The organism is Arthrobacter sp. S2(2024) (genome assembly GCF_036662515.1).
Taxonomy (GTDB): domain Bacteria; phylum Actinomycetota; class Actinomycetes; order Actinomycetales; family Micrococcaceae; genus Arthrobacter.
This window is the reverse complement of sequence record NZ_JAYKZI010000005.1, coordinates 195339-221695: the sequence shown is the minus strand read 5'-3', so window position 1 is coordinate 221695 and position 26357 is coordinate 195339. Positions and strand designations below refer to the sequence as shown.

Here is a 26357-nt window from a genome sequence, read left to right as displayed (position 1 = left end):
ACGGAATTTACGTGGCGGGGTTGCTTTTTTGGCATGAATAGCGGGTCTTGTTTAGCGTTCCTCGGCGGGTTTTCCACATAGCAAACAATGGCTCTGGCTAGCTCGGCATGGTGATCCATAGGATCCTTACATGAGCACATTTACCGGGATCCCCGCGGAGGCGATCGCCTTCTATGCCGAACTTGAAGAGAACAACAACCGCGAATGGTGGCTGGAGCACAAAGACATCTACGACTCCGCCGTGAAGGAGCCATTGACGCTGTTACTGGAGGAGCTTGAGCCAAGATTCGGGCCAGGCAAGGTGTTCCGTCCGAACCGGGATATCCGTTTTTCCCAGGACAAGTCCCCCTACAAGACGGCACAGGGAGCGTTTGCGGCAGACAAGGAGGGCGTCGGCTTCTACCTCCAGCTCAGTGCAGACGGCCTGTTGGTCGGGGGTGGATGCCACTCGCGCACCCCGGAGCAGATTGCCCGTTTCCGCGCAGCCACGGATTCGCCGGCCAGCGGGGAGCAACTGCAGAAGATCGTCGATTCCATCGCCGCGGCAGGTTTCGCGGTGGAAGGCGAGAAGCTCAAGACCGTGCCTCGTGGTTTCGACAAAGACCATCCCCGGGCCGAGCTTCTGAAGCACAAGTCGTTGTCCGCAGGCATGACCTTGGGCGAACCGGAATGGATGTCCGAGCCCTCGGCCAAAGAAGAAATCGCCAAGCGTTGGGAGGTACTGCGCCCGCTTGTGGAATGGGTCAACGAACACGCGGCGCCGTAAGCGTAGGGCCGTGAATCTAGCCAAGCAGTGAGCCCGGTCCCGGGATCAAACCTTGCTGAGGCTGTCTTCGTCGTCGCCGCTCTTGTCGGAAGCCGCGGCCTTGTCGGACATAGCGGCGTTCCCGGCCACAGCGGCTTTCGCCGATGCGAACTTCTCGTTCAAGCGGGAGTGGCGCTGTCCATAGGCAAAGTAGATGGCAAGTCCGATTGCCAGCCAGATGGCGAAGAAGATCCAGGTCTCCACTGCCAGGTTTGTCATCAGGTAGACGCACAGGACGGCAGAGACCACGGGAAGCACCTTGCCGAACGGAACCCGGAAAGCCGGCTTCAGATCTGGACGCTTCTTACGCAGGACTAGGATGCCCAGGCTCACCATGACGAAGGCCGAAAGGGTACCTATGTTGATCATTTCCTCGAGAAGATCCACGTTGGTCAGGCCAGCGACGATTGCCACGGCAGCGCCGCAGATGATCTGGAGGCGGACCGGCGTCGAACGCTTGGCACTGGTCTTGGACAGCGCGCGCGGGAGCAGGCCGTCACGGCTCATGGCAAGGACCACCCTGGCCAGGCCCATGAGCAGCACCATGATGACGGTGGTCAAACCGATGAGCGAGCCAAACGCAATGACCTTGGCCGCGTCCGTGTTTCCAACCGCCTCGAAGGCCGTGGTCAGGGTGGGGTTCTTGGCTTCGGCCAGTTGGGTGTAAGACACCATGCCGGTCAGGGCCAGGGAGACCAGGATGTACAGCAGCGTCACCAGCGCCAGGCCGCCGAAGATGCCCCGGGGCAAGGTCTTCTGCGGGTTCTTGACCTCTTCCGCTGAGGTGGCAACCACGTCGAAGCCAATGAAGGCAAAGAACACCAACGCTGCGCCGGCAAAGATGCCCAGCGTTCCGTACTGCGCCGGAACCGCACCAGTGAGGAAGCCGAAGAAGGACTGCTTCATGACATCCGCGCCGTCGTTGCCCCCGGTAGGCTGCGATGCCGGGACGAAGGGCGCGTAGTTGGAGAACTTCACGTAGGTGAACCCGACAACAATCACGAACAGCACCACGGCGATCTTGATCAGCGTGAACACGTTGCCCACCCGTGCGGAGAGCTTCGTGCCGAGCACCAGGAGCACCGTGAAGATGGCGACAATGAGGAAAGCACCCCAATAGAGATCCACGCCGGCAACGTTCACGGCCGGCGGCATATCCACACCCATAAGCGCAAACACTTTGCTCAAGTAGATTCCCCAGTACTTGGCGATCACCGCAGCAGCGGTAAAGAGTTCAAGGATGAGGTTCCAACCAATGATCCAAGCGAGGACTTCGCCCATGGTGGCGTAGGTGAAGACGTAGGCGGACCCAGCAACCGGGATCGCGGTAGCGAATTCGGCGTAGCACATGATGGCCAAAGCACACGTGACGGCTGCGACAGCGAACGAGATGGTCACGGCCGGACCGGCGAAGTTCGCAGCGGCCTTGGCGCCGACGGAGAAGATCCCGGCGCCGACCGCAACGGCGACGCCCATGATCATCAGATCCCACGTGCTGAGGGAACGCTTGAGCTTGCGTCCGGGCTCATCGGCGTCCGCAATGGACTGCTCGATCGATTTGGTCCGGAAGAGGTTCATAGAAAAGTCCACAATCTTGATGAGGTGGTAGAAACAGACTCATCAAGAGTAGTGTCCAGCCAATGGACCCCCACATTTGTCCCGAATCGTGAGACACAAGCACGGTCCATCTTCAGAGATTGGAGACGTTCCAATCCATCAACGTGGAACGGATAAGGAAGCGCTTCCCCTCAGGCGATTCCACTGAGAACCCACTCCCGCGGCCGTCCACTACGTCCACCGTCAGATGCGTGTGGGACCAGTAATTGAACTGCTCCCGGGACATCCAGAACTCCAAAGGCCGCGGCCCTTCGGGCTCGCCAATGTCGAAAAGTCCGAGCAGAACGTCCGAATCACCGGTGATGAATTCGCCGGCGGGATAGCACATGGGTGAGGAACCGTCGCAGCAGCCACCCGATTGGTGGAACATGAGGGGACCGTGTTGCTCCCACAGCTTCCGGAGCAGTTCGATCGAAACGGCGGTGAGCGCCACCCGGGAAAAGTCTTCCCCGGGCAGCGTCACTGCGGCGTCAAGCCGGTTGTGGGGCATTAGAACCTCAGCACCACGCGGCCGTCGATCTTGGCATGCTTCATTTCGTCAAAGACCGCGTTCACCTCGGAGAGCTCCCGCGTGGACACGGTCGGGTGGATCTTGCCCTGCGCGTAAAAGTCCAGGGCTTCCTCCAGGTCCTGGCGTGTCCCCACGATCGAACCACGGACGGTCAGGCCCTTGAGCACGATCTCGAAGATCGGCGCAGGGAAGTCTCCCGGCGGGAGTCCGTTGAAGACGATGGTCCCGCCACGGCGGGCCATGCCGATCGCCTGCCCGAACGCCGAGGGGTGCACTGCCGTGACCAAGACGCCGTGGCAGCCTCCGGTTTCCCGTTGAATGACTTCCGCCGGATCTTCGTGCAGGGCGTTGACGGTGAGTTCGGCGCCGTGTTTCCTGGCGAGGGCGAGCTTGTCGTCGGCGATGTCCACAGCGGCAACCCGCAGGCCCATGGCCACGGCGTACTGGACTGCGATGTGTCCCAGGCCGCCGATGCCGGAAATAGTGACCCATTGGCCCGGCTTGGCCTCGGTCATCTTCAATCCCTTGTAGACCGTGACTCCGGCGCACAGCACCGGGGCGACCTCTACGGGGTCCGAACCTGCCGGGATCCTCGCAGCGAACCGGCTGTCCACCAGCATGTACTCACCGAAGGAACCGTCCACGCTATAGCCGGCGTTCTTCTGGGCTTCGCACAGCGTCTCCCAACCGGTCCGGCAGAACTGGCAATCGCCACAGGCGGACCATAGCCAGGCGTTGCCCACCAGGTCCCCGACGGCAAGGTCGGTGACGCCCTCGCCGAGGGCAACCACTTCACCCACGCCTTCGTGGCCGGGCACGAACGGCGGTGAAGGCTTGACCGGCCAGTCCCCCTCGGCGGCGTGCAGGTCTGTGTGGCACACGCCGCTGGTGATGACCTTGACCAGCGCTTCTCCTCGACCGGGCGTGGGAAGGGGAAGTGACTGGATCTGAAGGTCTTGTCCGAATTCTGTTACTACGGCTGCTTGCATTGTCGTCGTCATTGGCGAAATCCTTGCGTCGTTAAAACTAGATGTGCGGTGTAGGTGCTGCTTTCCTGAGGGGTGGCCAGGGTGGGCCGGCGGGGAGGGATCTGTGCTGGTCCCGCCCCGCCAGGTCAAATGAGGCTTAGAAGAAGCCGAGTTTGTTTTCGTTGTAGCTGACCAGGAGGTTTTTGGTCTGCTGGTAGTGGTCCAGCATCATGGCGTGGTTCTCGCGTCCGATGCCGGAGGACTTGTAGCCGCCGAACGCGGCACCGGCCGGGTAGGCGTGGTAGTTGTTGACCCAGACGCGGCCAGCCTGGATCTCCCGGCCTGCCCGGTAGGCAACGTTGCCGTTGCGGGACCAGACGCCGGCGCCGAGTCCGTAGAGGGTGTCGTTGGCGATCCCGATGGCGTCGTTGTAGTCGCTGAACTTCGTCACGGACACCACGGGGCCGAAGATCTCTTCCTGGAAGATCCGCATCCGGTTGTGGCCTTCGAAGATGGTCGGCTGGACGTAGTAGCCGCCGGCGAGGTCACCGGAAAGCTCGGTCCGGGCGCCGCCGGTGAGGACCTTGGCGCCTTCCTGCTTTCCGATGTCGATGTAGGAGAGGATCTTCTCCAGCTGGTCGTTGGAGGCCTGGGCGCCGATCTGGGTGTCGGTGTCCAGCGGGTTGCCTTGGATGATCTTGTTGGTGCGTGCCACGGCGTCGGCGATGAAGGAGTCGTAGATGCCTTCCTGGACCAGGGCGCGGGAGGGGCACGTGCAGACTTCGCCTTGGTTGAAGGCGAAGAGCGTGAAGCCTTCCTGGGCCTTGTCGTAGAACGCATCGTTCTGCGCGGCGACGTCGTCGAAGAAGATGTTCGGGCTCTTGCCGCCCAGCTCCAGGGTCACCGGGATCAGGTTCTGTGACGCGTACTGGCTGATGAGCCGGCCCGTGGTGGTCTCGCCGGTGAAGGCGATCTTGCGGATCCGCGGGCTGGAGGCGAGCGGCTTGCCGGCCTCGACGCCGAAGCCGTTGACCACGTTCACGGCGCCGGCGGGCAGCAGGTCGGAGATGAGTTCCATGAGGACCAGGATGGAGGAGGGGGTCTGCTCGGCGGGCTTGAGCACGACGGCGTTGCCCGCGGCCAGGGCCGGGGCGAGCTTCCACACAGCCATGAGGATCGGGAAGTTCCACGGGATGATCTGGCCCACGACGCCCAAGGGCTCGTGGAAGTGGTACGCGGTGGTGTCCTCGTCCAGCTGGGACAGGTGGCCTTCCTGGGCACGGATCGCGGAGGCGAAGTAGCGGAAGTGGTCCGCCGCCAACGGAATGTCTGCGTTCAGGGTTTCGCGGATGGGTTTGCCGTTGTCCCAGGTCTCGGCGACGGCCAGCAGCTCGACGTTTTCATCGATGCGGTCGGCGATCTTGTTCAGGATTGCGGCGCGTTCGGTCGCGGAGGTCTTGCCCCAGGACGGTGCCACCTTGTGCGCGGCGTCCAGTGCCAGCTCGATGTCCTCGGCCGTGCCGCGGGCCACCTCGCAGAAGGCCTTGCCGGTCACCGGGGTGATGTTCTCGAAGTACTGCCCCTTGACCGGGGCAACCCACTCGCCGCCGATCCAGTTCTCGTAACGGTCCTTGAACGTGACCTTCGAACCCTCGGCACCCGGCTGTGCATAAACAGTCATCTGTAGCTCCTTTGCTGCGCATGATGGTGGCTTTGCTGTGCCATCAGCGTAGGAGCGGGGAGGTTGCAAGCAGGTTGCAACCTTGTGGTTCAGATCACGTCGGGGCAGTACTCCCCTGCCGGGCCCGGAAAGCTAGAGACCTGCAGGGAAATTGTAGGAGCTCGGAACCGGCGAAGGTGCGGAACCGAAGGAGAGCACCACTTCGTCGTGGGCCTTGAGAACCACGTCAGACACCGGCGCACTCTGTTTTACGCCGTTCAGGTATACGGTCCAACCTCCGGTTCCGCCGTGCGGTGCTCCGGTGGCGTCCTTGCCGTCCAACACTCCCCATTCGCTGAGGACTTGGCCGAGCGTGTACTTCAGGCCGGCGGTGGGCGCTTCGATGTGGATGACGCCAGTCGTGTCGTGGGTGTGAAGTGCCGAGATTCCGTTGGGTTGCCCGTCGGCCCCGAAACTGAAACCAATCTCGGCCGGGACCGGGACGGCTTTGCCATCCACCAGGACGTCCAGATGGGCGTGGTAGTGCTCGGCGGTGCCTTCGGCGGTCAGGATATCCAGACCTGCGGACTTGATTCTCTGGGCGCCCGCCGCGGGATCAAGTCCCCAGTCGGCGGCAGCCGTGGTGGCCGAAGCCGAGTGCGTGGCCGAAGCCGAAGGCGTTGCCGACGCGGGGGCTGTCTGGGCGGGTGCCCCGCAAGCTGTGACTCCGGCAAGGAGTCCGGACACAGTCAGGGCAACGGCGAGGCGTTTGTTCAACACGGAGGAAGCTTCTTTCGTTTGGCTCGCTTCTACGATACGGTCCAAAACTCCGTATTGCCCGAGTGCCACACGAGGGCCCGCCTCAGGCCGACAGTTCGCTTTCCAGTCGTTCAAGCTCGGCGACAACGGCGGCCCGCTTTGGCGAGCGCGGCGGCAGGAGCCTGAGGGCGGCAAGCCGGACGTCGACGTCGTTTTTCGCCTCGGGCAGTCCGGCATACTTGAGCAGCGCCTCGGCACTGCCGTCGTTCAGGACCGCCTCGCGCAGGAGCGCCGAAACCTTCTCGCGGAGCTCCACGATGCCGGGCGCTTCCGAATGCGGAAGGACGGCGCCTTTGTAGATCTCCAGCGCGATGCGGTGGGCGCCCCGCTGCAGGCAGGACAGAACCTGGGCCGCATCCTGGCCAAGGTCGATCGGGAGCCGGTAGGGGCGTGATTCCGGGACGGCGGCGGGGTCGAGCTCGTGGAGCACCTTGCGCAGGCGCACCATTTCGGCCCGCAACGTCACGCTCGAGCCATCCCCCGGATAGAGGGCCAGGGCGAGCTCCTCGGCACTGAGCCCTTCGGGACGGGTTCCCAGCAACGCCAGGATCTCGCTGTGCCGTGCGGACAGCGGAATGCTGCGCCCTCCGATGCTCAACAAGGCCTGGTCCCGGCCGAGCAGCTGGAGGCTGTTCCGGTACAGTCCTGTCCCCTGGCGTGAGCCGACGGCGGAAGGCGAGTTCCGGCGTCGGGCAGGCGCAGAGTGCTTAGTGGCCGCGAGTTGGAGCCTTTCCACCCGTAATTGCGCCTGCGCGGCCGCCACGGTTGCTTCAACGAGGGAAAGTGTGTGGGGTGCGACGGCCGCTTCCGTGCCGGTGATGTCGACGACGCCGAGCAGGGCTCCGGAATCAGGGTCATGGAAGGGCACCGCGGTGCAGCTCCACGGGTGGACGGAGCGCTTGTAGTGCTCGGCACCGGAGATCTGGATTCCACGGCCCAAGGCGAGCGCCGTGCCGGGCGCACTCGTGCCGACCGCGGCTTCGGACCAGTCCGCGCCGGCGACGAACATCATGCCTTCGGCGCGGCGCCGCATCGCGGGATTTCCGTCTACCCACAGCAGGCGGCCCAGCTCGTCCCCCACGGCGACCAGCAGCCCGCTCTCATAGCTGGGCTGGATGAGGAGCTTCTGGATGACGGGCATGATGGTGGCCAGCGGGTGTTGGCGGCGGTATTCCTCGAGCTCGTCGAGGTCGATGACCAGCGGCGCCTCGGGCTGGTCCGGGTTTGCTTTGAGCTGGGCGGATCGCTGCCAGGATTCCTTGATCAGGCTGCGTAGACCCGGAAGCTCCGTGGCGTCGGGAAGCCCGTAACGCCACGATTCCAAGTGTTCGTGCCCGGCGCGGGCATGACGCTGCAGCAGCTCGGCGGCGTCATTGACCGAAGCTGCCGGATGGATCGGATTCTTCATCGAACTCCCAAAACCGGACGCAGCACAGTACGGGCCAGTCTAGTTGCGACGCCGGGGTTTGTGTACCCGCTCACTCCGGGTGGATTTCGTACGACTCGACGTCACCCAACGCTTCGATCCGGGGTACGGGCAAGCCGACTTCCGCGACGAGTTCCGCGAAACTGTGGCCGCTGCTGAAGCGGTCAAATGTTGCCCTGTCCGGGCAGGTGTCGTAGACCGAGATGCCACCCTCAGTGGATAGGCACACGTGGATCTTCAACGCACCGGGTGGCAGGAGGCCCACCATGCGCTGGTGGCCTTCCAGCAGTTGAGCGGGATCTCCGTCGAAATGGTAGACGCCCATGAACATTGCTTCTCTCCTGTCGTGCTTCAGCTTGAGTGCGGTGCCGCCAACGCCCGCTCGAGGGCTTCAGGTTTGCGGTCCGCCCAGGGTGCGGCCTTCTCGAGCTGGCCCGCCAAGCGAAAGAGCGTGGCCTCGTCTCCGAACCGGCCAAGGAAGGACATGCCCACCGGCAGGCCGGCCGAGTCGACTCCGAGTGGCACCGACATGGCCGGGTTGCCCGAGATGTTGGCATATTCGCCGTCGAACATGAGGAAGCGGCCCGCTTCGCGCTCGCCGCGCAGCGGTTCTTCCTCGGTTCCATTCAGCGTTCCGAGGGGCAACGGTGGCCAGCCGACGGTGGGTGTCATCCAGACGTCGAATTCCTCGAAGAATCCAGCCAGGCGGCGGCTGAAGCGCTGCAATTCCCCCATGCCGAGGAGATACTGGCCACCTGTCAGAGCCCGCGAGCGCTCGAAGTCGGCTGCGGTGAACGGCTCGATCTCACCGGCTTCCGGAGGCCTACCCATCCGCTGCGTCCAGTACGCCTCGATCCACGCGATCGCGCCACCATAGACGGCCCTGACCGCCCGGTGCCCGGCCCGTCCCAGGCCCTCGGGGTGCGCTTCCGTGACACTGTGGCCCAGCCCGGCCAGCAATTCCACGGTTTCCTCGAACACCCCTAGGTAGTCCGGATGCACTTGTTGCCCGGAGTTGGGCGTCGCGGTTGCGGCGATGCGAAGCTTTCCAGGAGCAGTTCCGGCCTCAAGCAGGAATGGCCGGGCCCGGGGCGGCGCCCAATATGGATCGCCGGGCGACTGACCGGCCGTCGCGTCAAGGAGCGCCGCCGAATCACGAACGCTCCGCGTCAGCGCATGTTCGACGGCGAATCCCCCGGCCACGTCGCCATACTCCGGGCCCATGGGAACCCGTCCGCGGGTCGGCTTGAACCCGAAAACCCCACACCAGGCGGCCGGGTAGCGCAGGGATCCGCCAAGATCGTTCCCGTGCGCCATGGGGACCATTCCGGAGGCGACGGCGGCGGCGGACCCGCCGCTGGAGCCGCTGGTGGACAGCCCCAGGTCCCAAGGGTTTCGGGTGGCACCATGCAAGGCCGGCTCGCAATGCGGGCTGAGCCCGAATTCCGGTGTGTTGGTCTTCCCGAGGATCGCAAGTCCGGCTTGGCGGTACCGGCGGGCAAGTTCCTGGTCCTGGCTTGAGACGTTGTCCTTCAACCAGCGGGAGCCTTCGTTGAAGGGAGCTCCGGCGATCTCGAGCGAGAGGTCCTTCACCAGGAAGGGAACCCGGGGAAACGGAGCGCCAGGAGCCGGGCCTTCTGCTCCGGGCTCCAGGTGCGCGACGATGCAATGCAGGACCGGATCGATCTCGCGGATACGGTCACGGCCGGCGTCGAGCAGTTCGCCCGGCGAGATCGCGCCGCTCTGCACCAGTTCTGCCTGCCCGACGGCGTCCGTCCAGCGGAGCTCCTCGTCCATGGCTCATTTTAGGACCGGTCGGCCGGGGCCGCTAGGCGCGGTCCGCGAGCCGATGGGCGCGGTGCGCGGCTAGCCGCTAGGCGCGGTCCGCGAGTCGTCAGGCGCGAGCCGCGTCCCCTAGCCGCGCGAGATCTCGATCATGTCCTCGCGCGGGACCACCTTGATGCGTTCGCGTACGACGCCGGCGTCCGGGTTTTCGGCGGTCCATGCGGCACCGAGGGCTAGTTCGTGCGCATCGAGCTTGTTCCAGCCTTCCCAGGTGGTGTACTCGATGCCCCGCTCTTCCAGGAGGTTGATGATGGCCTGCGGGTCCGGGTTTTCGGCCGGGGGCAGGGTGAGGCGGTCCTCCAGGAGGCAGCCGATGGTTTCCAGTGCATCGCCCTTGGTGTGCCCGATCAAGCCGACGGGTCCGCGCTTGATCCAGCCAGTTGCGTAGATACCGGGCACCGGCTTGCCGTCGGCGTCCAGCACCCGTCCGCCGTCGTTGGGAATGACGCCGCGGCGGGCATCGTACTCAAGCTCGTCCAGCGGCGATCCGTGGTAGCCGATGGCGCGGTAGACCGCTTGGATCGGATAGTCCACGAACTCGCCGGTGCCCTTGACGTTGCCCGTGCCGTCCAGTTTCATGCGCTCGAACTTGATACTGGAGACTTTCCCGGAGCCGTCTTCGGAAACGATCTCCACCGGGCTGTGCAGGAAGTGCAGGTGCAGGCGGCGGGACGAGGGCTGCTCGGCTTCGGCATGTTCTTCGACGAGCCAGTTGGTCAGAGTGTTGACCATGGTCTTGATCTGGTTGTTGCTGCGGATGGCCTCGTCCGAGGCTTCGTCAAACTCGAAATCTTCCGGGTACAGCACAATGTCCACGTCGTTAGAGTGCGAGAGTTCGCGCAGCTCCAGCGGAGTGAACTTGATCTGGGCGGGGCCACGGCGTCCGAAGACGTGCACATCCGTGACCGGGGAGGCCTTGAGGGCGGCATAGACGTTGTCCGGGATTTCGGTCACCAGGAGGTCGTCGGCGTGCTTGGAGAGCATGCGGGCCACGTCCAGCGCCACGTTGCCGTTGCCGATGACCGCCACTTCCTTGGCATCCAGCGGCCATTCGCGGGGCACGTCGGGGTGTCCGTCGTACCAGGAGACGAAGTCGGCGCCGCCGAAGGAGCCTTCCAGTTCGATTCCCGGGATGTTCAGGTCCGCGTCCTTGATGGCCCCCGTGGAGAAGATCACCGCGTCGTAGAACGAGCGGAAGTCGTGCAGCGTAAGGTCGCGGCCGTACGTCACGTTGCCGAGGAAGCGGATGTCTCCGCGGTCCAGGACCTTGTGAAGCGCGTTGACGATGCCCTTGATGCGGGGGTGGTCAGGAGCTACGCCATAGCGGATCAGGCCGTACGGCGCAGGGTATGCCTCGAAGAGGTCGATGCTGACCTCAACGTCGCCGTCCTTGACCTCGTTCGATTTGGTCAGGATATCCGCGGCGTACACGCCGGCCGGTCCTGCGCCGACGATGGCGACGCGCAACGGACGTTTTGAGGTGGTTTCGGCCGAGTTGGACACCGTGAACCCTTCTGAGACGGGAATCCGCCCCGCGTGGTGGGGCGCGCAGTTTCCAATTCTAGTTCTCGGTTGCGGCCGGAGTGTCAGTACGTGGCGCGAGGTGACACAACGGGGCGAGGAAACTCACAATAACTTTCCGGCCGTACGGTCAGGAATACCTCCGCAATATGTGATGTTCTTGACTTTGTGTCTACGCCCGAGCAAACCGCGCCCGCCCCGTCCGCCACCACCGCTTCGAATGCTGCAACTGCAGCTTCCGCCGCTGCCACGGCGAAGAAAGAGACGACGGCGGGCGTCGTCTTCGGTATCGGCGCGTACGGTCTGTGGGGGCTGCTTCCGCTCTACTTCCTGGTGCTGCACCCCGCCGGAGCGGTGGAAATCGTCGCCAACCGGGTGGTGTGGTCGCTCATTTTCTGCGCCCTGCTCATCACCATCACCCGGACATGGCGCCTCCTCGGCAACGCCTTCAGGGACCGGGCGGTCCTTGGCCCGCTCGCCATCGCTGCCGGGCTCATCGCCATCAACTGGTTGACCTACACTTTCGGCGTTACCACCGGCCACGCGGTCGAAGCCTCGCTCGGTTACTTCATCAACCCGCTCGTGTCGGTCCTTCTTGGGGTGTTCGTCCTGAAGGAAAAGCTCCGCCCGCTCCAGTGGGCCGCCGTCGGGATCGGCTTCATCGCCGTCGGGGTCCTGACGGTCTCCTATGGCAAGCTGCCGTGGATCGCCCTGGTCCTGGCGTTCAGCTTTGGACTCTACGGATTCGTGAAGAAGCGCGTGGGGCCGAAGGTCAATGCCATCACGAGCCTCACGGTGGAGACTGTTGTCCTCGCTCCGATCGCCGGCGCCACCATGATTGTCCTCGGCCTCACGGGAGCCGGAACATTGGGAAGCAACGGCCCGGGCCATTTCTGGCTTTTGGCGGCTTCGGGCATCATCACCGCCGTGCCGCTCCTCTTCTTCGGGGCCTCCGCACGCCGACTGCCCATGACCACCATCGGCCTCCTGCAGTACTTCGCGCCGGTCCTCCAGTTCATCGTGGCCCTGGCCGTCTTCCACGAGGCCATGACGCCGGACCGCTGGGTGGGCTTCGGCATCGTGTGGCTGGCCCTACTGCTCCTGACCCTCGACATGCTGCGCACGGCACGCAAGAACTCGGTCATCAGGAAAAGCGCACGCCTCAGCGCGGCCTAGTCCGCTTGCCTGCCTGGCGCCCATACCGGACATGCCCCTCGTTAAACGCCAAGGATGGACATAGTCAGACTATGTCCATCCTTGGTGCGTAGAGGTGGGCAGGTCCACCTGAAGGTTTGCGGCTAAGCGTTGGCCTTGATGGCCGCTGCCAGGACCTCAAGGCCGTCCAGGAGCAGTTCGTCGCTGATCACCAGCGGCGGCAGCAGGCGGATCACGTTGCCGTAGGTACCGCAGGTCAGGATGATGACGCCTTCCTGGAGGCACGCCGCGGCAACGGCCTTGGTCAGTTCGGCGTTCGGCTCCTTGGAGCCGGCCTGGACCAGTTCGATCGCCAGCATGGCACCGCGTCCACGGACGTCGCCGATGACCCCACCTGCAGAAGGATCAGCCGCGAGTTCGCGCAAGCGGCCGAGTGCGACTTCCTCGATGTGGCGGGCGCGGGCGTTGAGATCGTGCTGCTCCATGGTGCCGATCGCAGCAAGGGCTGCGGCACAAGCAACCGGGTTGCCACCGTAGGTGCCGCCCAGGCCGCCCGGGTGGACGGCGTCGAGCAGGTCCGCGCGGCCGGTGATCGCGGACAGCGGGAGACCGCCGGCGATGCCCTTGGCCATGGTGATGATGTCCGGGACAACGCCCTCGTGGTTGACGGCGAACCATTCACCCGTGCGGCAGAAACCGGACTGGACCTCGTCGGCAATGAAGACGATGCCCTTTTCCTTGGCCCAGGCGGACAGTGCCGGCAGGAAGCCCTCAGCGGGAACGATGAAGCCACCCTCACCCTGGATCGGCTCGATGATGATCGCGGCAACCTGGTCGCCGCCGATCTGCTTCTCGATCATGGTGATGGCGCGCTTGGCGGCCTCCGCACCGGTGATCTCCGGGTTTTCCTCGCGGAACGGGTAGCTCATCGGCATGCGGTAGACCTCGGGCGCGAACGGGCCGAAGTTGGTCTTGTACGGCATGGCCTTGGCCGTGAGTGCCATGGTCAGGTTGGTGCGGCCGTGGTAGGCGTGGTCGAAAGCGACGACGGCGTCACGGCCGGTTGCCAGGCGTGCCACCTTGACGGCGTTCTCCACTGCCTCGGCGCCGGAGTTGAAGAGCACGGTGCGCTTCTCGTGGTCGCCCGGGGTAAGGCGGTTCAGCTGCTCGGCGACGGCGACATAGCCCTCGTACGGGGTAACCATGAAGCAGGTGTGGGTGAAGTGCGCAGCGGCGTCCTGGACGGCGGCGACGACGGCGGGGTCCGAGGCGCCGACGCTCGTCACCGCGATGCCGGAGCCGAGGTCGATGAAGGAGTTGCCGTCGACGTCGCGGATGATGCCGCCGTCGGCGTCCTCAACGTAAACCGGCACGCCCGAGGACACGCCGGCGGCGACGACGGCCGCGCGGCGCTCGTTCAGGGCCTGGGACTTGGGGCCGGGGAAAGCGCCGTTGAGGCTGCGCTTCTGGTCCAGGCGGTAGGTGATTTCATGTGCTGTTGCGGTCATGATGGTTCTTTCTTTCTTATGCTTGCCGTGTTTGGGCGTCGGGCGTTGCGCCTGAGTCAGGCATCTGAGTCATGCGTCCAGCGCACTCATCACGTGCTTGATGCGCGTGTAGTCCTCGACGCCGTACATGGACAGGTCCTTGCCGTAGCCGGACTGCTTGAAGCCGCCGTGCGGCATCTCAGCAGTCAGCAGAATGTGCGTGTTGATCCAGACCGCGCCGAAGTCCAGGTCGCGGCTCATCCGCATGGCGGTGCCGTGGTCCGTGGTCCAGACGCTGGATGCCAGGGCGTATTCGACGTCGTTGGCCAGCTCGAGTGCCTCGGCCTCGGTGGTGAACTTCTGGACGGTGATGACGGGGCCGAAGGTTTCCTTCTGGACGACGTCGTCAGTCTGCTTGGCGCCGGTGATGATGGTCGGCTCGAAGAAGAAGCCCTTGTCACCCGCACGGTGGCCGCCGGTTTCGATCTTGCAGTTGGCCGGAAGGTGCTCCACCACCGAGTTCACGGCGTTGAAGTGGTTCACGTTGTTGAGCGGGCCGAAGTAGTTCTCGTCGTCGTTCTGCGAACCGGTGTGCAGCGTCTTGGTGTGCTCCACCATGGCGGCAACCATGTCGTCGTGGATGGAGTCCTCGATCAGCACACGGGTGATGGCCGTGCAGTCCTGGCCGGCGTTGAAGAAGGCGAATTCGGCGATGGCGGCTGCGCTCTTCTTGATATCGGCATCCTTGAAGACGATGGCCGGGGCCTTGCCGCCGAGCTCCAGGTGGGCACGCTTGAGGCCCTTGGCCGCTCCACTGGCTACGGCAATGCCGGCGCGGACGGAACCGGTGATCGAGACGAGGCCCGGGACCTTGTGCTCAACCATCATGGAGCCCGTGGCCGCGTTGCCGAGGACCACGTTGAGGACGCCGGCCGGGAAGATCTCCCCCGCAAGACGTGCCAGGACCAAGGTGGATTCCGGAGTGGTGTCGGAGGGCTTGAGGACAACGGTGTTGCCTGCTGCGAGGGCGGGGCCGATCTTCCAGATGCCCATGAGGAACGGGTAGTTCCACGGTGCAACCTGGGCCACGACGCCGATCGGTTCGCGGCGGACGTACGAGGTGTGGCCCTCGAAGTACTCGCCGGCGGACTTGCCTTCCATGATGCGCGCGGCGCCCGCGAAGAAGCGGAGCTGGTCTGCGCCCGCGGCAACTTCCTCGGACGCGATGAGGGCGCGGACCTGGCCGGTGTTGCGGTGCTGCGCCTCGACGAGCTCGTCGCTGTTGGCTTCGATGGCATCAGCGAGCTTGAGCAGCATGAGCTGGCGCTGGCCCGGCGTGACATGCTTCCAGGACTTGAAGGCTTCCTTCGCCGCGTTCATGGCAGCATCGACGTCGGCCGCCGTGGAGACAGGCGCATGGGCGACAATCTCCCCGTTGGTGGGGTTCACGATGTCGAGCAATTCGGTGCCTGCCGGCGTGACGAACTCGCCGTTGATGAAGTTCTGCAAGGTTTGGACCACGGTGTACAACCTCTTTCGGTGTCTAGGCATTGGTTGCAGCTGCTCCGAGCCTATGCCAGCACCCCGCGGCGCGGAATAGTCAGGTGCACACCCTGACCACCACGACTTAGTGCGAATGACCAGTGCGGGGATATCCTTTTTGGCATGGCAATGTCAATCGCCGCGCTCGTCGCCGTCCCCTCCCTTCGGCTCCGCAAAGCCGGCCTCGCGGAAACCACCTGGAACGAAGATATCCGCTGGGTGGCCGTGACCGAGCAGGAGGATCCCCAGCGCTTCCTCAACGGCGGCGAGTTGATCCTGACCACCGGGCTCCGGCTCAACGGGGCCGCTGAACAACGCCGCTTCGTGCGCCAGGTCCAGCGCGCGGGAGCAGTCGGCATCGGTTTCGGCACCGGGCTGACCCACGAAGCCGTGCCCCCCGCCCTCGTTGCGGAAGCGAACCGCTGGGGGCTGCCCCTCGTGGAAGTCCCGTACGAGACCCCGTTCATTGCCATCGGCAAACTCGTGGCCGATTCCCAATCCGCCGACCACTACTCCAAGCTGGAGCGCCTTATCGCCGGCCACCAGATCCTGGCCCGGGCCCTGCTGACCGGTGGCGGGCTCGGGGAATTGCTCAAGCAATTGGGCAGCATGCTCCGGTCCGACATCGCACTCACCCAGTTCAGCGCGCAGCTCTACAACAGCGTGGCCGGCAACCCCGCGCCGACGGCCGAAGACTGGGCATCCTTCCCCATCCCGACAGGACGCCGCGACGCCTGCACCCTCTGGATCAAGCAACCCTTCGGCGACACCGGGATTGTCAGTTATGCGCAGAACCTGATCAGCGTGGAACTCAACAACATGGTCAAACAGCGCCAGAGCCAGCGGGCCTTGGCGGGCCAGGTGCTTGACGATGTCATCCACGGAACCCTGGACACCGTCGAGGGCGCCCGCCGCCTGGCCGGCGTCGGAATCAACAGCACCCGCAAGAACGTGGTGCTCCTGGTGGTCTCCGCCGCCCACCACAAACAGCTCAGCAGCACATCGCTGCCGCAGTCGCTCGACGGCGGGGTGACCGCCGTCGTCGGGAAGGACCTGGTGACGGTAGTGCCCGACGACGGCAGTTCCGCGAGCGCGCTCGCCAAGGACCTCAGCGATCACCTGTTGGAAGCGGGAATCCACGCGGTGATCGGGATCGGCGGCGCGTACACCAAGCCGAACGGCGTGCGCTGGAGCTATTTCGAAGCGCGCGACGCCGTGGCGCACGGTTTACCGGTCAACGAACCTGAGCGGCTCAGCCTGACCTCTCTGTTGCTGGCGAGCGAGGACGTGCCGTTGGCGGACATGGCCAGCGAAGCGCTCACTCCCCTGCGCAAGTTCGACGCCACGCACGGCTCCGAGCTCGTCTCGACCCTTGAGAGCTACCTCAACCACAACGGCTCGGTGGCCGCCGTCGCCGAAGCCCTGACTTTGCACCGCAATACGGTGCGCTACCGCTTGGCGCAAATCACCGACCTCACCGGCTACGACCCCGCCCAGACGCCGGACCGCGTGCAGCTGTGGCTTGCCCTCGCGGTGCAGCGGCTGGGTGCCCGGAACCCGCGCTAAGGTCCCCTGCCGCCGTCGGCCAGCCCCGCCGCCGTCGGCCCAACTAGCTCGCATTTGTTGTCGTTTTCGGGGCTGAAAACGCCATTAAGTGCGAGTCAGTTGGGCTCCTGCGCAGCGTGGAGAGATTCACCACAAAACTTCCCGCACCAAACGTCAAACGTCTAACCTTTAAGCATGGCCTCGACTCACCCGACTCCCCACGCAACGGAAGCAACAACTGTGCCCACCAGCGGCGGTACGGTGGCGCCGAAATCCCGGGTGGTCGCCGTCGTCGGGATCATCGCCGTCATCCTGATCGGCCTGAACCTGCGCGCCGGCATCACCAGCGCGGCGGCGCTGTTCCACGATTTGCAGGCGTTCCTCGGCTACGGGGCGCTTGTCGCGTCGATTCTTCCGTCGATCCCCTTGCTGTGCTTCGCCGTGGCAGGGCTGGGAACCTCGTGGCTGTCGCGCCGGATCGGCGTCGAGAAGTCCATCCTCGTTGCGCTGGCCATGCTGGCCGCCGGACTCCTCGTCCGCAGCATCCCCGCGACCGGCGCCCTCCTCGCCGGGACCGTGCTGGCGATGTCCGGCCTGGCGGTGTGCAACGTGGCCATGCCGTCGTACATCCGCGAGCATTATGCAAGCAAGACGTCCATGATGACCGGCCTCTACACCTTCACGATGTCCGCAGGTGCCACCTTCGCGGCAGCGGTCAGCGTCCCCTTGGCCCAACAGCTGGGCTCGCCCTCGATGGGCCTGGCCGCATGGGGACTCCTTGGCGTCGCCGCACTTCTTGGCTTCCTCCCGATGGTCCTCCACACCCATCGCACTTCACGGAAGGCCAGCCAGGAGCACGTGTCGATGTGGCCCCTCCTGCGCACCCGGCTGGGATTCCTCATCACTTCCATCTTCACGTTGCAGGCCCTCCTGGCGTATGCCGTGATGAGCTGGTTTGCCTACATCCTGACAAGCCAAGGACTCAGCGCCTCGGAGAGCGGCCTCCAGTTCGGGCTCATGCAGCTGGTTTCGGTGGCAGCGGGCATGATCCTGCTGGCCATCGGCTCGCGGCCCGGCATGATGCGGCCTGCCCTGTACCTGGGTAGCGGGACCACTCTTCTGGCCATCCCCGCAATGCTGTTGCTCCCGACGTCGTTCGCCGCGGTTCCCGCCGTGATGTTCGGTTTCGGGCTGGGCATCTTCCCCCTGGTCCTGGTGATCATCAGCCGCAGCGGGCGTACGACGGCGGAGACCACCGCCATGTCCACCGTCGCCCAGTCCGTGGGGTACTTGATTGCGGCTTTGGGTCCGTTCGGCATGGGCCTGCTCCATAGCGCCACCGGTGCTTGGACGCTCCCCTTGGCGCTCCTTGCCGCGGTTGCCCTGGCCCTCATGGTCACCTGCCACCAGTTGACCAGCAAGCGGACGCCGATCAAGGCCGGGCCAAGGCCTGTCGCATGAGCCTCACACCTTCGCACCGGCCCGTCCTGGCCGATGAGGTCACCCGCCAGCTGCGCACCATGATCCAGTCCGGGGAGTGGCCCCTGCAGGAGAAGATCCCGGCCGAGCCGGAACTCATGGCCTCGCTCGGAGTCTCGCGCGGGACGCTCCGCGAAGCCATCAAAGCTTTGGCGCACAGCGGCATGTTGGAGGTTCGCCGCGGCGACGGAACCTATGTCCGGGCCACCAGCGAGATCTCCGGCGCGGCCCAACGAATGTACAAGGAACACACGCAGGAGCACGTGGTCGAGGTCCGGGTGGGGCTGGACACCCAGGCCGCCCGACTGGCCACGAAGCACGCCACGGCCGAGGACATCGCCGCAATGCGTGCCCTCCTCCAAGTACGCCACGACGCATGGCTCGCGGCCGACTACCCCGCGTGGGCCCGGGCGGACTGGGATTTCCACGAACGGGTGGCCCTGGCTTCGGGCAACCCGCTGCTGCACCAGTTGTATGTGTCCTTCGGCGGGGTCTTCCACGACGACCTCCTGCGCCAACAGCGCAAGGCCGGCTTCAACGGCATCCCCCACGAAGGCCATGACGAGCTCGCCGACGCCATCGAGGCACGCGACGAGGCCGCCGCCGTCGCGAGCGTTTACCGCAACCTGGACTTCGCCGCGGAATGGCTCACGCACTGACCCTCGCTCACACATGGCTGGTTTTCCCCAACGCCCGCTCACATCTATCGCGGTTTTGACCGACGCCCGCTCACATCTGACCGGCTTTGACCGACGCCCGCTCACATCATGTGAGCGACCGTCTATAGGAAACACCCCAAAGGTGAGCGGGGGTTTCACGAAAAGCCGTCATAGCTGAGCGAGCGTCCGCAGTGGCCCGGGCATCTAGGCCGGCGCGGCGCTCACCAGCTCGACGCCGGCATGAGCCGCCTCGCGGAAGAGTGCGTCGATGAGCACTACGCTGCGGCCGGCACGATGCAGCAGGCTTGCGGCGACGCTGGCCCGGTAGCCGGAAGTGCAATGCACCCAGATCCTTGAGTCCGGCAGTTCGTCCAGCCGAAGCAAAAGCTCGTGCAGCGGAACGTTCACGGCCCCGAGCACATGGGAGGCGGAAAATTCCTCGGTTCGGCGCACGTCCAGAACTGTTTCACCGGAAGCCCGGTCCCGCTCCAGCCCCGCCCAGTCGGTGATCGGATATTGCACCAAAGCAGTGGCTGGTGCAAGAGCCCCAGGATCGTCGCCGACAGCTGCATCCGGGGAGTCGATTCCGATCCTCGCGAGGTCGCGGATTGCCTTTTCGACGTCGTCATGGGCACCTAGCAGGGTCAGCGGCTGGTTCCACGGCAGGACCCAACCGAGGTAGCTCGTGAAGCTCGAGCCTGTCCCGTATTCAAAGGCCACACTGCCGCGCAGGTGGCTCGCGGCGAATGCGACCCGGTTGCGCAGGTCCACCACCCATTCCCCTGCCTCGAGCCTGCGCTCCAGTTCCGCGGACTCCACCGATTCCGACACCTGGAGCGTCGCGGGGCCCGGGCCTAAGGCATTGAGCGGGCTCATGTGCGCGTAGTAGCTCGGGTAGGCCGTGATATTCGCCAGGAGGTGCCGGACAAAATGGTCTTCGTCCGGGTCGGTGAGCGCATGGTTGGTGGCTGCCTGCTCGCCGATCGTCGACGCGGGGATCCTGCTCGCGGGACCGATGGAGCAGAACGAACCGAAGCCATGGGTGGGATACAGGATCGCGTCCGGTGCTGCCTCGGCAACAAGCCGCCGGACCGAGGCGTATTGGTCATGCGCCAGCCCTGCGGTATCTTCCGGGCCAATCAAATCGGTCCGGCCCACCGAACCGTACAGCAGGCTGCCACCGGAGAACACCGCTTGCCGGACGCCCGCCCCTGGATCGGGGTCCGAAACAATATAGGCCAGATGCGTGTGCGTATGGCCCGGCGTGGCCACCGGTTTGACGGAAAGCCTACCTACAGCGAACGCCTGCCCCGGAACAATCGGTTCATGTTGGAAAGCCACCTTGTCCGCGGCATTCACCAAGTAGCGGGCGTCGTGATCACGGGCAAGGATGAGGCCACCCGTGAGGTAGTCGTTGTGGAGGTGGGTCTCAGCGACATGCGTGATGGCAACCCCCGCAGCACGCGCTGCTGTTTCGACGCGGTCGGTATCACGCTGGGGGTCGATCACGAGCGCCACAGTGCCGTCATGAACGAGGTAGCTGCGGTCCCCCAGTGGGGTCGTTTCGACGACGACGACGTCCATGCGGAGAGTCTAACCCCGATAAAGAACAACGCGGGGTCACTTAGCGCCCATTCCGATGCCCCGGATGGGCGCTAAGTGACCCCGCGTTGCTTGGGGCCCCGTTGCTTGTCCTAGACCTGTGCGGCCACGCCGTCGCGGGAAATGTCCACCATGTCCTCACGCGGCACAACCTTGATGCGTTCGCGCTTGACCTCGACGCCGTGCGACGTGCCGGCCTCGGAAGCGGCGGCACCCAACGCGAGCTCGTGGGCGTCGAGGGCCAGCCAACCTTCCCAGCTGGTGAACTTCACGCCGCGGGCGTCCAGGAGCTCGACGACGGCGTCCGCCTCGGGAACGGCGGCCAGCGGCAGGTTTTCGCGGTCTTCCAAGAGGTACGTGACCGTCTCCAGTGCGTCACCCTTGGTGTGGCCAATGAGCCCGATGGGTCCACGCTTGATCCAACCCGTTGCGTACAAGCCCGGAACGTGCTCGCCGGAAGCGTCCAGGACACGGCCGCCGTCGTTCGCAACGACCCCGCGCCGGTGATCGAACTCGACGTCCGGCAGCGCGGAACCGAAGTAGCCGATGGCGCGGTATACGGCCTGGACCGGGTAGTCGACGATCTCGCCGGTACCGCGCGCGTTGCCGGTTCCGTCCAGTTCGGTGCGCTCGAACTTGATCGCGGCAACCTTGCCGGGAGTCTCCGCCGAGTCCACGATCTCCACCGGGCTGTGCAGGAAGTGCAGGTGCAGCCGGCGGGAGGCCTTGAGCTCGGAAAGGTCCTCGGGCTGCTCGGCGATCCAGTTGGTGAGGGTGCCCACCATGGTCTTGGTCTGGTTGTTCGTCTGGATCTGGCGGTCAGACTCGTCGTCGAACTCGAAGTCCTCGGCGTAGAGGATGATGTCCACGTCCTTGGAGTGGGACAATTCGCGGAGCTCCAGCGGGGTGAACTTCACCTGCGCCGGACCGCGACGGCCGAAGACGTGGACGTCGGTGACCGGGGAAGCCTTGAGGCCGGCATAGACGTTGTCCGGAATTTCAGTGACCAGAAGGTCGTCGGCGTGCTTGGAGAGGACACGGGCCACATCCAGTGCTACGTTGCCGTTGCCGAGCACGGCCACCGATGTGGCCTCAAGCGGCCATTCGCGGGAAACGTCGGGGTGGCCGTCATACCAGGAGACGAAGTCGGCGCCGCCGAAGGAACCTTCCAGCTCGATGCCCGGAATGTTCAGGTCCGCGTCCTTGATGGCGCCGGTGGCGAAGATGACGGCGTCGTAGTGCGTGCGCAGGTCTTCGATGGAGATGTCAGTGCCGTAGTCGACGTTGCCGAAGAAGCGGATGTCGCCGCGGTCCAGGACCTTGTGCAAGGCGTTCACGATGCCCTTGATGCGTGGGTGGTCCGGGGCAACGCCATAGCGGATCAGGCCGTAGGGGGCCGGGTAGCGGTCGAAGAGGTCGATGCTGACCGTCAGCTCGCCGCTCTTGACGGCCTCGCTCTTGGTCAGGATGTCAGCTGCGTAGACGCCGGCCGGGCCGGAGCCGACGACGGCGACGCGCAGCGGACGTGCGGCGGTTCCTACGGTGGTGCTAGATGACACGGCTGTGTTCCTTTTCAGTGTGCAACGGGGCTAAGGGGTAACGACGCGGGGCTTGTTGGGGGTCAGGGTGCTGTAGTCAGCGGTCTTGAAATGTTCGGGGGCAAACGGGCTGACACGCACCACATCGCCGATCACAATCACTGCGGGATTTGCGACGCCGGCGGCCTCGGCTTGATCGGCAATCGTCGCCAAAGTGCCGATCGTGACGCGCTGTTCGGGCATGTAGCCGTTCTCTACGATACCTACCGGCGTGTCCAAGGGCATTCCGGAGTCCGCGAGGGCAGCGGCGGATTCGCGGAGTTTGGCTACACCCATGAGCAGGATCACGGTGTGGTCGGGGCGGGCCGGGACCTCGGACAGTTCCTCGTGGCCGGTCACCACGCTGAAACCCTTTGCGAGTCCACGGTGCGTCACGGGAATGCCCGCTGCGGCCGGCACTGAGATCGCCGAGGTCACACCGGGAACAACTTCAACCTCGACGCCGTTCTGCCGGCAGAATTCGGCTTCCTCGCCGCCGCGGCCCAGGACGTAGGGGTCGCCGCCCTTGAGCCGCACCACACAGTGGCCGGCCAGGGCTTCCTCCACCAGGATCCGGTTGATCTCCAGTTGCGGCACGGGGTGGTGGCCGGGGGTCTTGCCGACCTCGATCACGCGGACGTCCGGAGCAAGTTCCTGCAGCAAGTCGCGCGGCCCGAGGCGGTCCGCGACGACGACGTCGGCCTGGCCCAGCAGGCGACGGCCGCGCACCGTGATAAGTCCCGAGTCACCGGGACCACCACCCACGAGCGCGACGCTTCCGGTGGACGCACGACGACGGCGGAGCGGGAGGTCTCCCGTCTCCAGCGCGGTGGCAACTGCGTCGCGCAGGGCCATGGCGCGGCGAGGGTCTCCCCCGGCGTTGATGGCGATCTTCACGTCGTCGACGACGGCGACGGCGGGCGTCCAGGCTGCCGAGGATTCGTGGTCCGAGGCGTTGACGCACCAGATGCGCTGCGCCTCGGCGTCGGCGGCTACCTGGGCGTCCACAGCGGCGACGCCGGTGGCCGTCTGGACGAACCAGGCGCCGTCGACGTCGGAGGAAAGGTAAGTGCGCGGCTCCCAGGTGAGCAGGCCGGAGGCGGCGAGTTCGCGGAGCGCGTCAGAGGCAACGGGGGCCACCACGGTCACCCGGGCGCCGGCGTCGAGCAGTCCCTTGGCGCGTCGGGCAGCCACGGGTCCGCCGCCCACCACCAGCACCGGGCGGCCAAGCAGCCGCAGGGCTGTGGGGTAGATGTCCTGTATTGCCATGAAAAAACTGTAGGGCCGGGCCGTAACATGCTTCAAAGGTCCGGAAACACCAGTTCACGCTAGGTAACCCGGCGTCACATTACGCCTGCGGGGTGGGTGCCTCCCAGCCGATCGCGGGAGCGACGTATTTGGCGATGTTGCCCAGCAGCTTGGCGTTGTATTCCACCCCGAGCTGGTTGGGTACCGTGACCAGCACCGTGTCAGCAGCCTGGACCGCGGCGTCCTGCGCCAGATCCTCGGCCAAGGCATCGGGCGCGCCGACGTAGCTTTTGCCGAACCGCGACAAGGCACCGTCGAGCATGCCCACCTGGTCCCGGTTTTCCACCTGGGCGCGGAGCCCGAAATAGTGTTCGTCCTCGGCGTCCACCACGGGAATGATGCTGCGGCTGACTGAGACGCGCGGCTCAAAACCGTGTCCGGCTGCCGCCCAGGCCTCCCTGAACATGCTGATCTGTTCGGCCTGGAGCTGGTCGAAGGGAACCCCGGTGTCCTCGGTGAGGAGCGTGGAACTCATGAGGTTCATGCCTTGTTCCGCGGCCCACACGGCGGTTTTGCGGGTGCCGGCGCCCCACCAGATGCGTCGCGGCAGCCCGGACGACGTCGGCTGGATCGGCAGGAGCCCGCGTCCGCCGCCCATGAAGGAGGGATCGGCTTCGGCCACTCCATGGCCCGCGATGGCGTGCCGGAATGCGGCGGTGTGGCGGCGGGCCATCGCGGAGTCGTCTTCACCCTCGGCAGGCGCGTAGCCGAAGTACCGGGCGCCGTGCAGGGCCGGCTCGGGTGAACCACGGCTGATGCCCAATTGGAGCCTACCTTGGCTGATGAGGTCCGTGGCCGCGGCTTCTTCTGCCATGTACAGCGGGTTTTCGTAGCGCATGTCGATCACGCCCGTGCCCATCTCGATCCGGCTGGTCCGGGCCGCGATGGCCGCCAACAAGGGGAACGGCGAGGCCTGCTGGCGCGCAAAGTGGTGCACCCGGAAGAAGGCGCCGTTGATGCCGAGTTCCTCCGCCGCAACCGCTAGGTCGATCCCTTGGAGCAAGGCGTCGCCGGCCGAAGGAGTGCGCGAGCCTTGGACTGGACCCCAATGGCCGAAGGAAAGAAAACCGATTCGTTTCATGCCCGCGTCAACCACGGGGCGGGCCGGGGAATTCCTTAGCGCGTGTTCCCCGCATACTCGCCGCCAGTTAGCGCGTGCTGCCCGCGAGCAGGCCGCGGCGCAGCAGGAGGCGGCGCTCAATCGGGGCGAACACGACAAGTTCGATCAGGATGCCCACAAAGAGGATCGCCAGGATCGCGGACATGACCGTGGCCATATCGGACAAGGTGCGGCCCTGGTCCAGGAGCGAACCGAGTCCGAAGCCTATGGTGCCGCCCACCGCGATGATTTCGGCGGCCATGAGTGATCGCCAGGAGAACGCCCAGCCCTGCTTGAGTCCGCCGAGGTACCCGGGGAGGGCCGCCGGCAGGACGATCTGCAGGGCCATCTGTAGTCGCGAGGCTCCGAGGACCTTGCCGACGCTCCGGTATTGCGGCGGGATCTGGTCCACGCCGGAAATCAGCCCGTTGATGATGGACGGGATGGCACCCATCAGGACGACGAAGTACACGGTGCCGTCCGAGAGCCCGAACCAAATGATTGCCGCTGGAACCCACGCCACCGACGGGAGGACCTGGAGCCCTGAAATGAGGGGTCCGAAGGCGCGGCGCAGCGGCTGCACCTGTGCGAGGAGCAGGCCCACCGGGGTGGCGACGGCGACGCTGATGAGGAAGCCGATCACGCCGCGCTGAAGGGAGGTCCAGACGGCTTCCTGGGCTTTGCCTTCGGCCCAGAGGGAACCGAACTGGCTCAGGACGTCGAGCGGTCCGGGAACCTGGTCGCGGCGCTTGAAACCGAGGGAGACATAGAACTGCCACGCCAGGATGAGGACCAGAAGTGCCGCAATCGGGAGGATGATCCGGGTCCAGTCGATGTGCGCCTTGCGGTGGGCATCCGACTGCAGCTTGTCCAGGCCGGCCTCGAGGTCACGGAGTTCGTCCGGGTTTCCCTTCAGGGACGGCGAGGTGATGTGGCGGGACTGTGGAGCTTGCTCGGCGGTGTCTCCTTCGGCAAGCCGGGTCTCTTGTTCAATTGGCATGGCGGCGGATCTCCTCGCGCAGGCGGCGGGTAATGGTTCCAGTCAGTTCCCCGGCACGGCCGGCGTCGGTCCGGTGTTCCTCGGTGACGTTCCACTCGGCCACGACCCGCCCCGGACGGGAGGACAGCAGCAGGACCCGCTGGCCGAGCCTGACGGCTTCGCGCACGTTGTGCGTCACGAACACGATGGTGCGGCCAGTTTCCTTCCAGATCCGCTCAAGCTCGTCGTGCAGAAGGTCGCGTGTGATGGCGTCGAGGGCAGCGAACGGTTCGTCCATGAGCAACAACTGCCGGTCCTGGGCCAAGGCGCGGGCGAGTGCGACGCGTTGCCGCATGCCGCCGGAGAGTTCGTGCGGGCGTTTGTCCCCCGCGCCACCCAAATGGACGAGGTCCAACAGCTCGCCCGCACGGGCAGCACGCGACGCCTTGCTCTGGCTGCCGGACTTGTCCGCGAGCTTCAGCGCGAGTTCGATGTTGCCGCGCGCAGTGAGCCACGGGAACAGCGCCGAATCCTGGAACATGAAGGCGGCGCCGTCGCTGGGCACCTCCAAAGCGCCCGACGTCGGCTGGTCCAGCCCCGCGAGGATGTTCAGCAGGGTGGATTTGCCGCAGCCGGACGCACCGAGCAGGGCGACGAACTCGCCTTGCTGGATGGTGGCGTTGACGTCGTCCAGCACCGGGGCGCCGTCGCCGAAGCGTTTACCCAGGTGTTCCAGTACGACTGGCATGGTCC

General features: G+C 65.2%; 22 protein-coding genes. 5 read left to right on the top strand and 17 right to left on the bottom strand.

The window, feature by feature from the left end; all coding sequences use genetic code 11:
- The first annotated feature begins 130 nt into the window (after positions 1 to 130).
- Positions 131 to 766: a DUF2461 domain-containing protein gene (locus tag VLA65_RS13205; protein WP_332602767.1), complete on the top strand. Its 636-nt coding sequence runs from the start codon at positions 131 to 133 to the stop codon at positions 764 to 766.
- A 45-nt stretch (positions 767 to 811) separates the two neighbouring features.
- On the opposite strand, the gene VLA65_RS13200 is transcribed toward VLA65_RS13205, so the two are convergent.
- From VLA65_RS13200 to VLA65_RS13160, 9 genes are all read right to left on the bottom strand, one after another.
- On the bottom strand, positions 812 to 2383 hold the full coding sequence (locus tag VLA65_RS13200; RefSeq protein WP_332602766.1) for an amino acid permease: 1572 nt from the start codon (positions 2381 to 2383) through the stop codon (positions 812 to 814).
- Positions 2384 to 2495: 112 nt separating this feature from the next.
- A complete protein-coding gene (locus VLA65_RS13195; RefSeq protein WP_332602765.1) occupies positions 2496 to 2912 on the bottom strand; it encodes a DUF779 domain-containing protein in 417 nt (138 codons plus the stop codon).
- Positions 2912 to 3934, bottom strand: a complete 1023-nt coding sequence (adhP, locus tag VLA65_RS13190) for an alcohol dehydrogenase AdhP (protein WP_284990979.1) — start codon at positions 3932 to 3934, stop codon at positions 2912 to 2914. Before adhP ends, VLA65_RS13195 begins: the two co-directional genes overlap by 1 nt.
- A gap of 124 nt (positions 3935 to 4058) precedes the next feature.
- Positions 4059 to 5582, bottom strand: coding sequence for an acetaldehyde dehydrogenase ExaC (exaC, locus tag VLA65_RS13185; protein WP_306959029.1), 1524 nt, complete (start codon positions 5580 to 5582; stop codon positions 4059 to 4061).
- A gap of 132 nt (positions 5583 to 5714) precedes the next feature.
- On the bottom strand, positions 5715 to 6341 hold the full coding sequence (locus VLA65_RS13180; RefSeq protein ID WP_332602764.1) for a hypothetical protein: 627 nt from the start codon (positions 6339 to 6341) through the stop codon (positions 5715 to 5717).
- 82 nt (positions 6342 to 6423) lie between these two features.
- A complete protein-coding gene (locus VLA65_RS13175; protein ID WP_284990976.1) occupies positions 6424 to 7788 on the bottom strand; it encodes a GAF domain-containing protein in 1365 nt (454 codons plus the stop codon).
- 70 nt (positions 7789 to 7858) lie between these two features.
- Complete coding sequence (locus VLA65_RS13170) at positions 7859 to 8131, bottom strand: hypothetical protein (RefSeq protein WP_332602763.1); 273 nt, start codon at positions 8129 to 8131, stop codon at positions 7859 to 7861.
- Positions 8132 to 8157: 26 nt separating this feature from the next.
- Positions 8158 to 9603, bottom strand: a complete 1446-nt coding sequence (locus tag VLA65_RS13165) for an amidase (protein WP_332602762.1) — start codon at positions 9601 to 9603, stop codon at positions 8158 to 8160.
- Between the two features lie 117 nt (positions 9604 to 9720).
- Complete coding sequence (locus VLA65_RS13160; RefSeq protein ID WP_332602761.1) at positions 9721 to 11154, bottom strand: FAD-dependent oxidoreductase; 1434 nt, start codon at positions 11152 to 11154, stop codon at positions 9721 to 9723.
- A gap of 186 nt (positions 11155 to 11340) precedes the next feature.
- Between VLA65_RS13160 and rarD the strand changes: the two genes are divergently transcribed.
- Positions 11341 to 12348 carry an EamA family transporter RarD gene (gene rarD, locus VLA65_RS13155; protein ID WP_332602760.1) on the top strand — a complete coding sequence of 336 codons (1008 nt, stop codon included), beginning with the start codon at positions 11341 to 11343 and terminating at the stop codon, positions 12346 to 12348.
- A 122-nt stretch (positions 12349 to 12470) separates the two neighbouring features.
- Here rarD and gabT read toward each other — a convergent pair whose 3' ends face one another.
- Both gabT and VLA65_RS13145 read right to left on the bottom strand, forming a co-directional pair.
- Entirely contained in the window at positions 12471 to 13835 is a 1365-nt protein-coding gene (gene gabT / locus VLA65_RS13150) for a 4-aminobutyrate--2-oxoglutarate transaminase (RefSeq protein WP_284990971.1), read from the bottom strand.
- Between the two features lie 69 nt (positions 13836 to 13904).
- Positions 13905 to 15335: a gamma-aminobutyraldehyde dehydrogenase gene (locus VLA65_RS13145; RefSeq protein ID WP_307052452.1), complete on the bottom strand. Its 1431-nt coding sequence runs from the start codon at positions 15333 to 15335 to the stop codon at positions 13905 to 13907.
- A gap of 144 nt (positions 15336 to 15479) precedes the next feature.
- On the opposite strand from VLA65_RS13145, the gene VLA65_RS13140 reads away from it, so the two are divergent.
- The 3 genes from VLA65_RS13140 (at position 15480) to VLA65_RS13130 (ending at position 19039) form a co-directional block, all read left to right on the top strand.
- Positions 15480 to 16922, top strand: a complete 1443-nt coding sequence (locus tag VLA65_RS13140; RefSeq protein WP_332602759.1) for a PucR family transcriptional regulator — start codon at positions 15480 to 15482, stop codon at positions 16920 to 16922.
- A gap of 174 nt (positions 16923 to 17096) precedes the next feature.
- Positions 17097 to 18362: an MFS transporter gene (locus VLA65_RS13135; protein WP_332602758.1), complete on the top strand. Its 1266-nt coding sequence runs from the start codon at positions 17097 to 17099 to the stop codon at positions 18360 to 18362.
- On the top strand, positions 18359 to 19039 hold the full coding sequence (locus tag VLA65_RS13130; RefSeq protein ID WP_059387243.1) for a FadR/GntR family transcriptional regulator: 681 nt from the start codon (positions 18359 to 18361) through the stop codon (positions 19037 to 19039). The genes VLA65_RS13135 and VLA65_RS13130 overlap by 4 nt, the downstream gene beginning before the upstream one ends.
- 204 nt (positions 19040 to 19243) lie before the next feature.
- Here VLA65_RS13130 and VLA65_RS13125 read toward each other — a convergent pair whose 3' ends face one another.
- The 6 genes from VLA65_RS13125 to VLA65_RS13100 form a co-directional block, all read right to left on the bottom strand.
- The gene (locus VLA65_RS13125) at positions 19244 to 20623 is read right to left on the bottom strand and encodes an MBL fold metallo-hydrolase (RefSeq protein WP_332602757.1); all 1380 of its coding nucleotides are present in this window, start codon (positions 20621 to 20623) and stop codon (positions 19244 to 19246) included.
- Between the two features lie 110 nt (positions 20624 to 20733).
- Complete coding sequence (locus VLA65_RS13120; protein WP_332602756.1) at positions 20734 to 22200, bottom strand: FAD-dependent oxidoreductase; 1467 nt, start codon at positions 22198 to 22200, stop codon at positions 20734 to 20736.
- Positions 22201 to 22230: 30 nt separating this feature from the next.
- Positions 22231 to 23487 carry a uroporphyrinogen-III C-methyltransferase gene (cobA, locus tag VLA65_RS13115; RefSeq protein ID WP_332602755.1) on the bottom strand — a complete coding sequence of 419 codons (1257 nt, stop codon included), beginning with the start codon at positions 23485 to 23487 and terminating at the stop codon, positions 22231 to 22233.
- Between the two features lie 79 nt (positions 23488 to 23566).
- Positions 23567 to 24607, bottom strand: coding sequence for an LLM class flavin-dependent oxidoreductase (locus VLA65_RS13110; protein ID WP_332602754.1), 1041 nt, complete (start codon positions 24605 to 24607; stop codon positions 23567 to 23569).
- Between the two features lie 67 nt (positions 24608 to 24674).
- A complete protein-coding gene (locus tag VLA65_RS13105; RefSeq protein ID WP_284990962.1) occupies positions 24675 to 25625 on the bottom strand; it encodes an ABC transporter permease in 951 nt (316 codons plus the stop codon).
- On the bottom strand, positions 25615 to 26352 hold the full coding sequence (locus VLA65_RS13100; RefSeq protein ID WP_307053605.1) for an ABC transporter ATP-binding protein: 738 nt from the start codon (positions 26350 to 26352) through the stop codon (positions 25615 to 25617). Before VLA65_RS13100 ends, VLA65_RS13105 begins: the two co-directional genes overlap by 11 nt.
- Positions 26353 to 26357 lie beyond the last annotated feature (5 nt).

Excerpts from the sequence above, each read along its gene's own strand:
- VLA65_RS13205 (WP_332602767.1), top strand. The coding sequence starts at position 131 with ATGAGCACATTTACCGGGATCCCCGCGGAGGCGATCGCCTTCTATGCC.
- VLA65_RS13200 (WP_332602766.1), bottom strand. The coding sequence starts at position 2,383 with ATGAACCTCTTCCGGACCAAATCGATCGAGCAGTCCATTGCGGACGCC.
- VLA65_RS13195 (WP_332602765.1), bottom strand. The coding sequence starts at position 2,912 with ATGCCCCACAACCGGCTTGACGCCGCAGTGACGCTGCCCGGGGAAGAC.
- adhP (WP_284990979.1), bottom strand. The coding sequence starts at position 3,934 with ATGACGACGACAATGCAAGCAGCCGTAGTAACAGAATTCGGACAAGAC.
- exaC (WP_306959029.1), bottom strand. The coding sequence starts at position 5,582 with ATGACTGTTTATGCACAGCCGGGTGCCGAGGGTTCGAAGGTCACGTTC.
- VLA65_RS13175 (WP_284990976.1), bottom strand. The coding sequence starts at position 7,788 with ATGAAGAATCCGATCCATCCGGCAGCTTCGGTCAATGACGCCGCCGAG.
- VLA65_RS13170 (WP_332602763.1), bottom strand. The coding sequence starts at position 8,131 with ATGGGCGTCTACCATTTCGACGGAGATCCCGCTCAACTGCTGGAAGGC.
- VLA65_RS13165 (WP_332602762.1), bottom strand. The coding sequence starts at position 9,603 with ATGGACGAGGAGCTCCGCTGGACGGACGCCGTCGGGCAGGCAGAACTG.
- gabT (WP_284990971.1), bottom strand. The coding sequence starts at position 13,835 with ATGACCGCAACAGCACATGAAATCACCTACCGCCTGGACCAGAAGCGC.
- VLA65_RS13140 (WP_332602759.1), top strand. The coding sequence starts at position 15,480 with ATGGCAATGTCAATCGCCGCGCTCGTCGCCGTCCCCTCCCTTCGGCTC.
- VLA65_RS13135 (WP_332602758.1), top strand. The coding sequence starts at position 17,097 with ATGGCCTCGACTCACCCGACTCCCCACGCAACGGAAGCAACAACTGTG.
- VLA65_RS13130 (WP_059387243.1), top strand. The coding sequence starts at position 18,359 with ATGAGCCTCACACCTTCGCACCGGCCCGTCCTGGCCGATGAGGTCACC.
- VLA65_RS13125 (WP_332602757.1), bottom strand. The coding sequence starts at position 20,623 with ATGGACGTCGTCGTCGTCGAAACGACCCCACTGGGGGACCGCAGCTAC.
- cobA (WP_332602755.1), bottom strand. The coding sequence starts at position 23,487 with ATGGCAATACAGGACATCTACCCCACAGCCCTGCGGCTGCTTGGCCGC.
- VLA65_RS13110 (WP_332602754.1), bottom strand. The coding sequence starts at position 24,607 with ATGAAACGAATCGGTTTTCTTTCCTTCGGCCATTGGGGTCCAGTCCAA.
- VLA65_RS13105 (WP_284990962.1), bottom strand. The coding sequence starts at position 25,625 with ATGCCAATTGAACAAGAGACCCGGCTTGCCGAAGGAGACACCGCCGAG.
- VLA65_RS13100 (WP_307053605.1), bottom strand. The coding sequence starts at position 26,352 with ATGCCAGTCGTACTGGAACACCTGGGTAAACGCTTCGGCGACGGCGCC.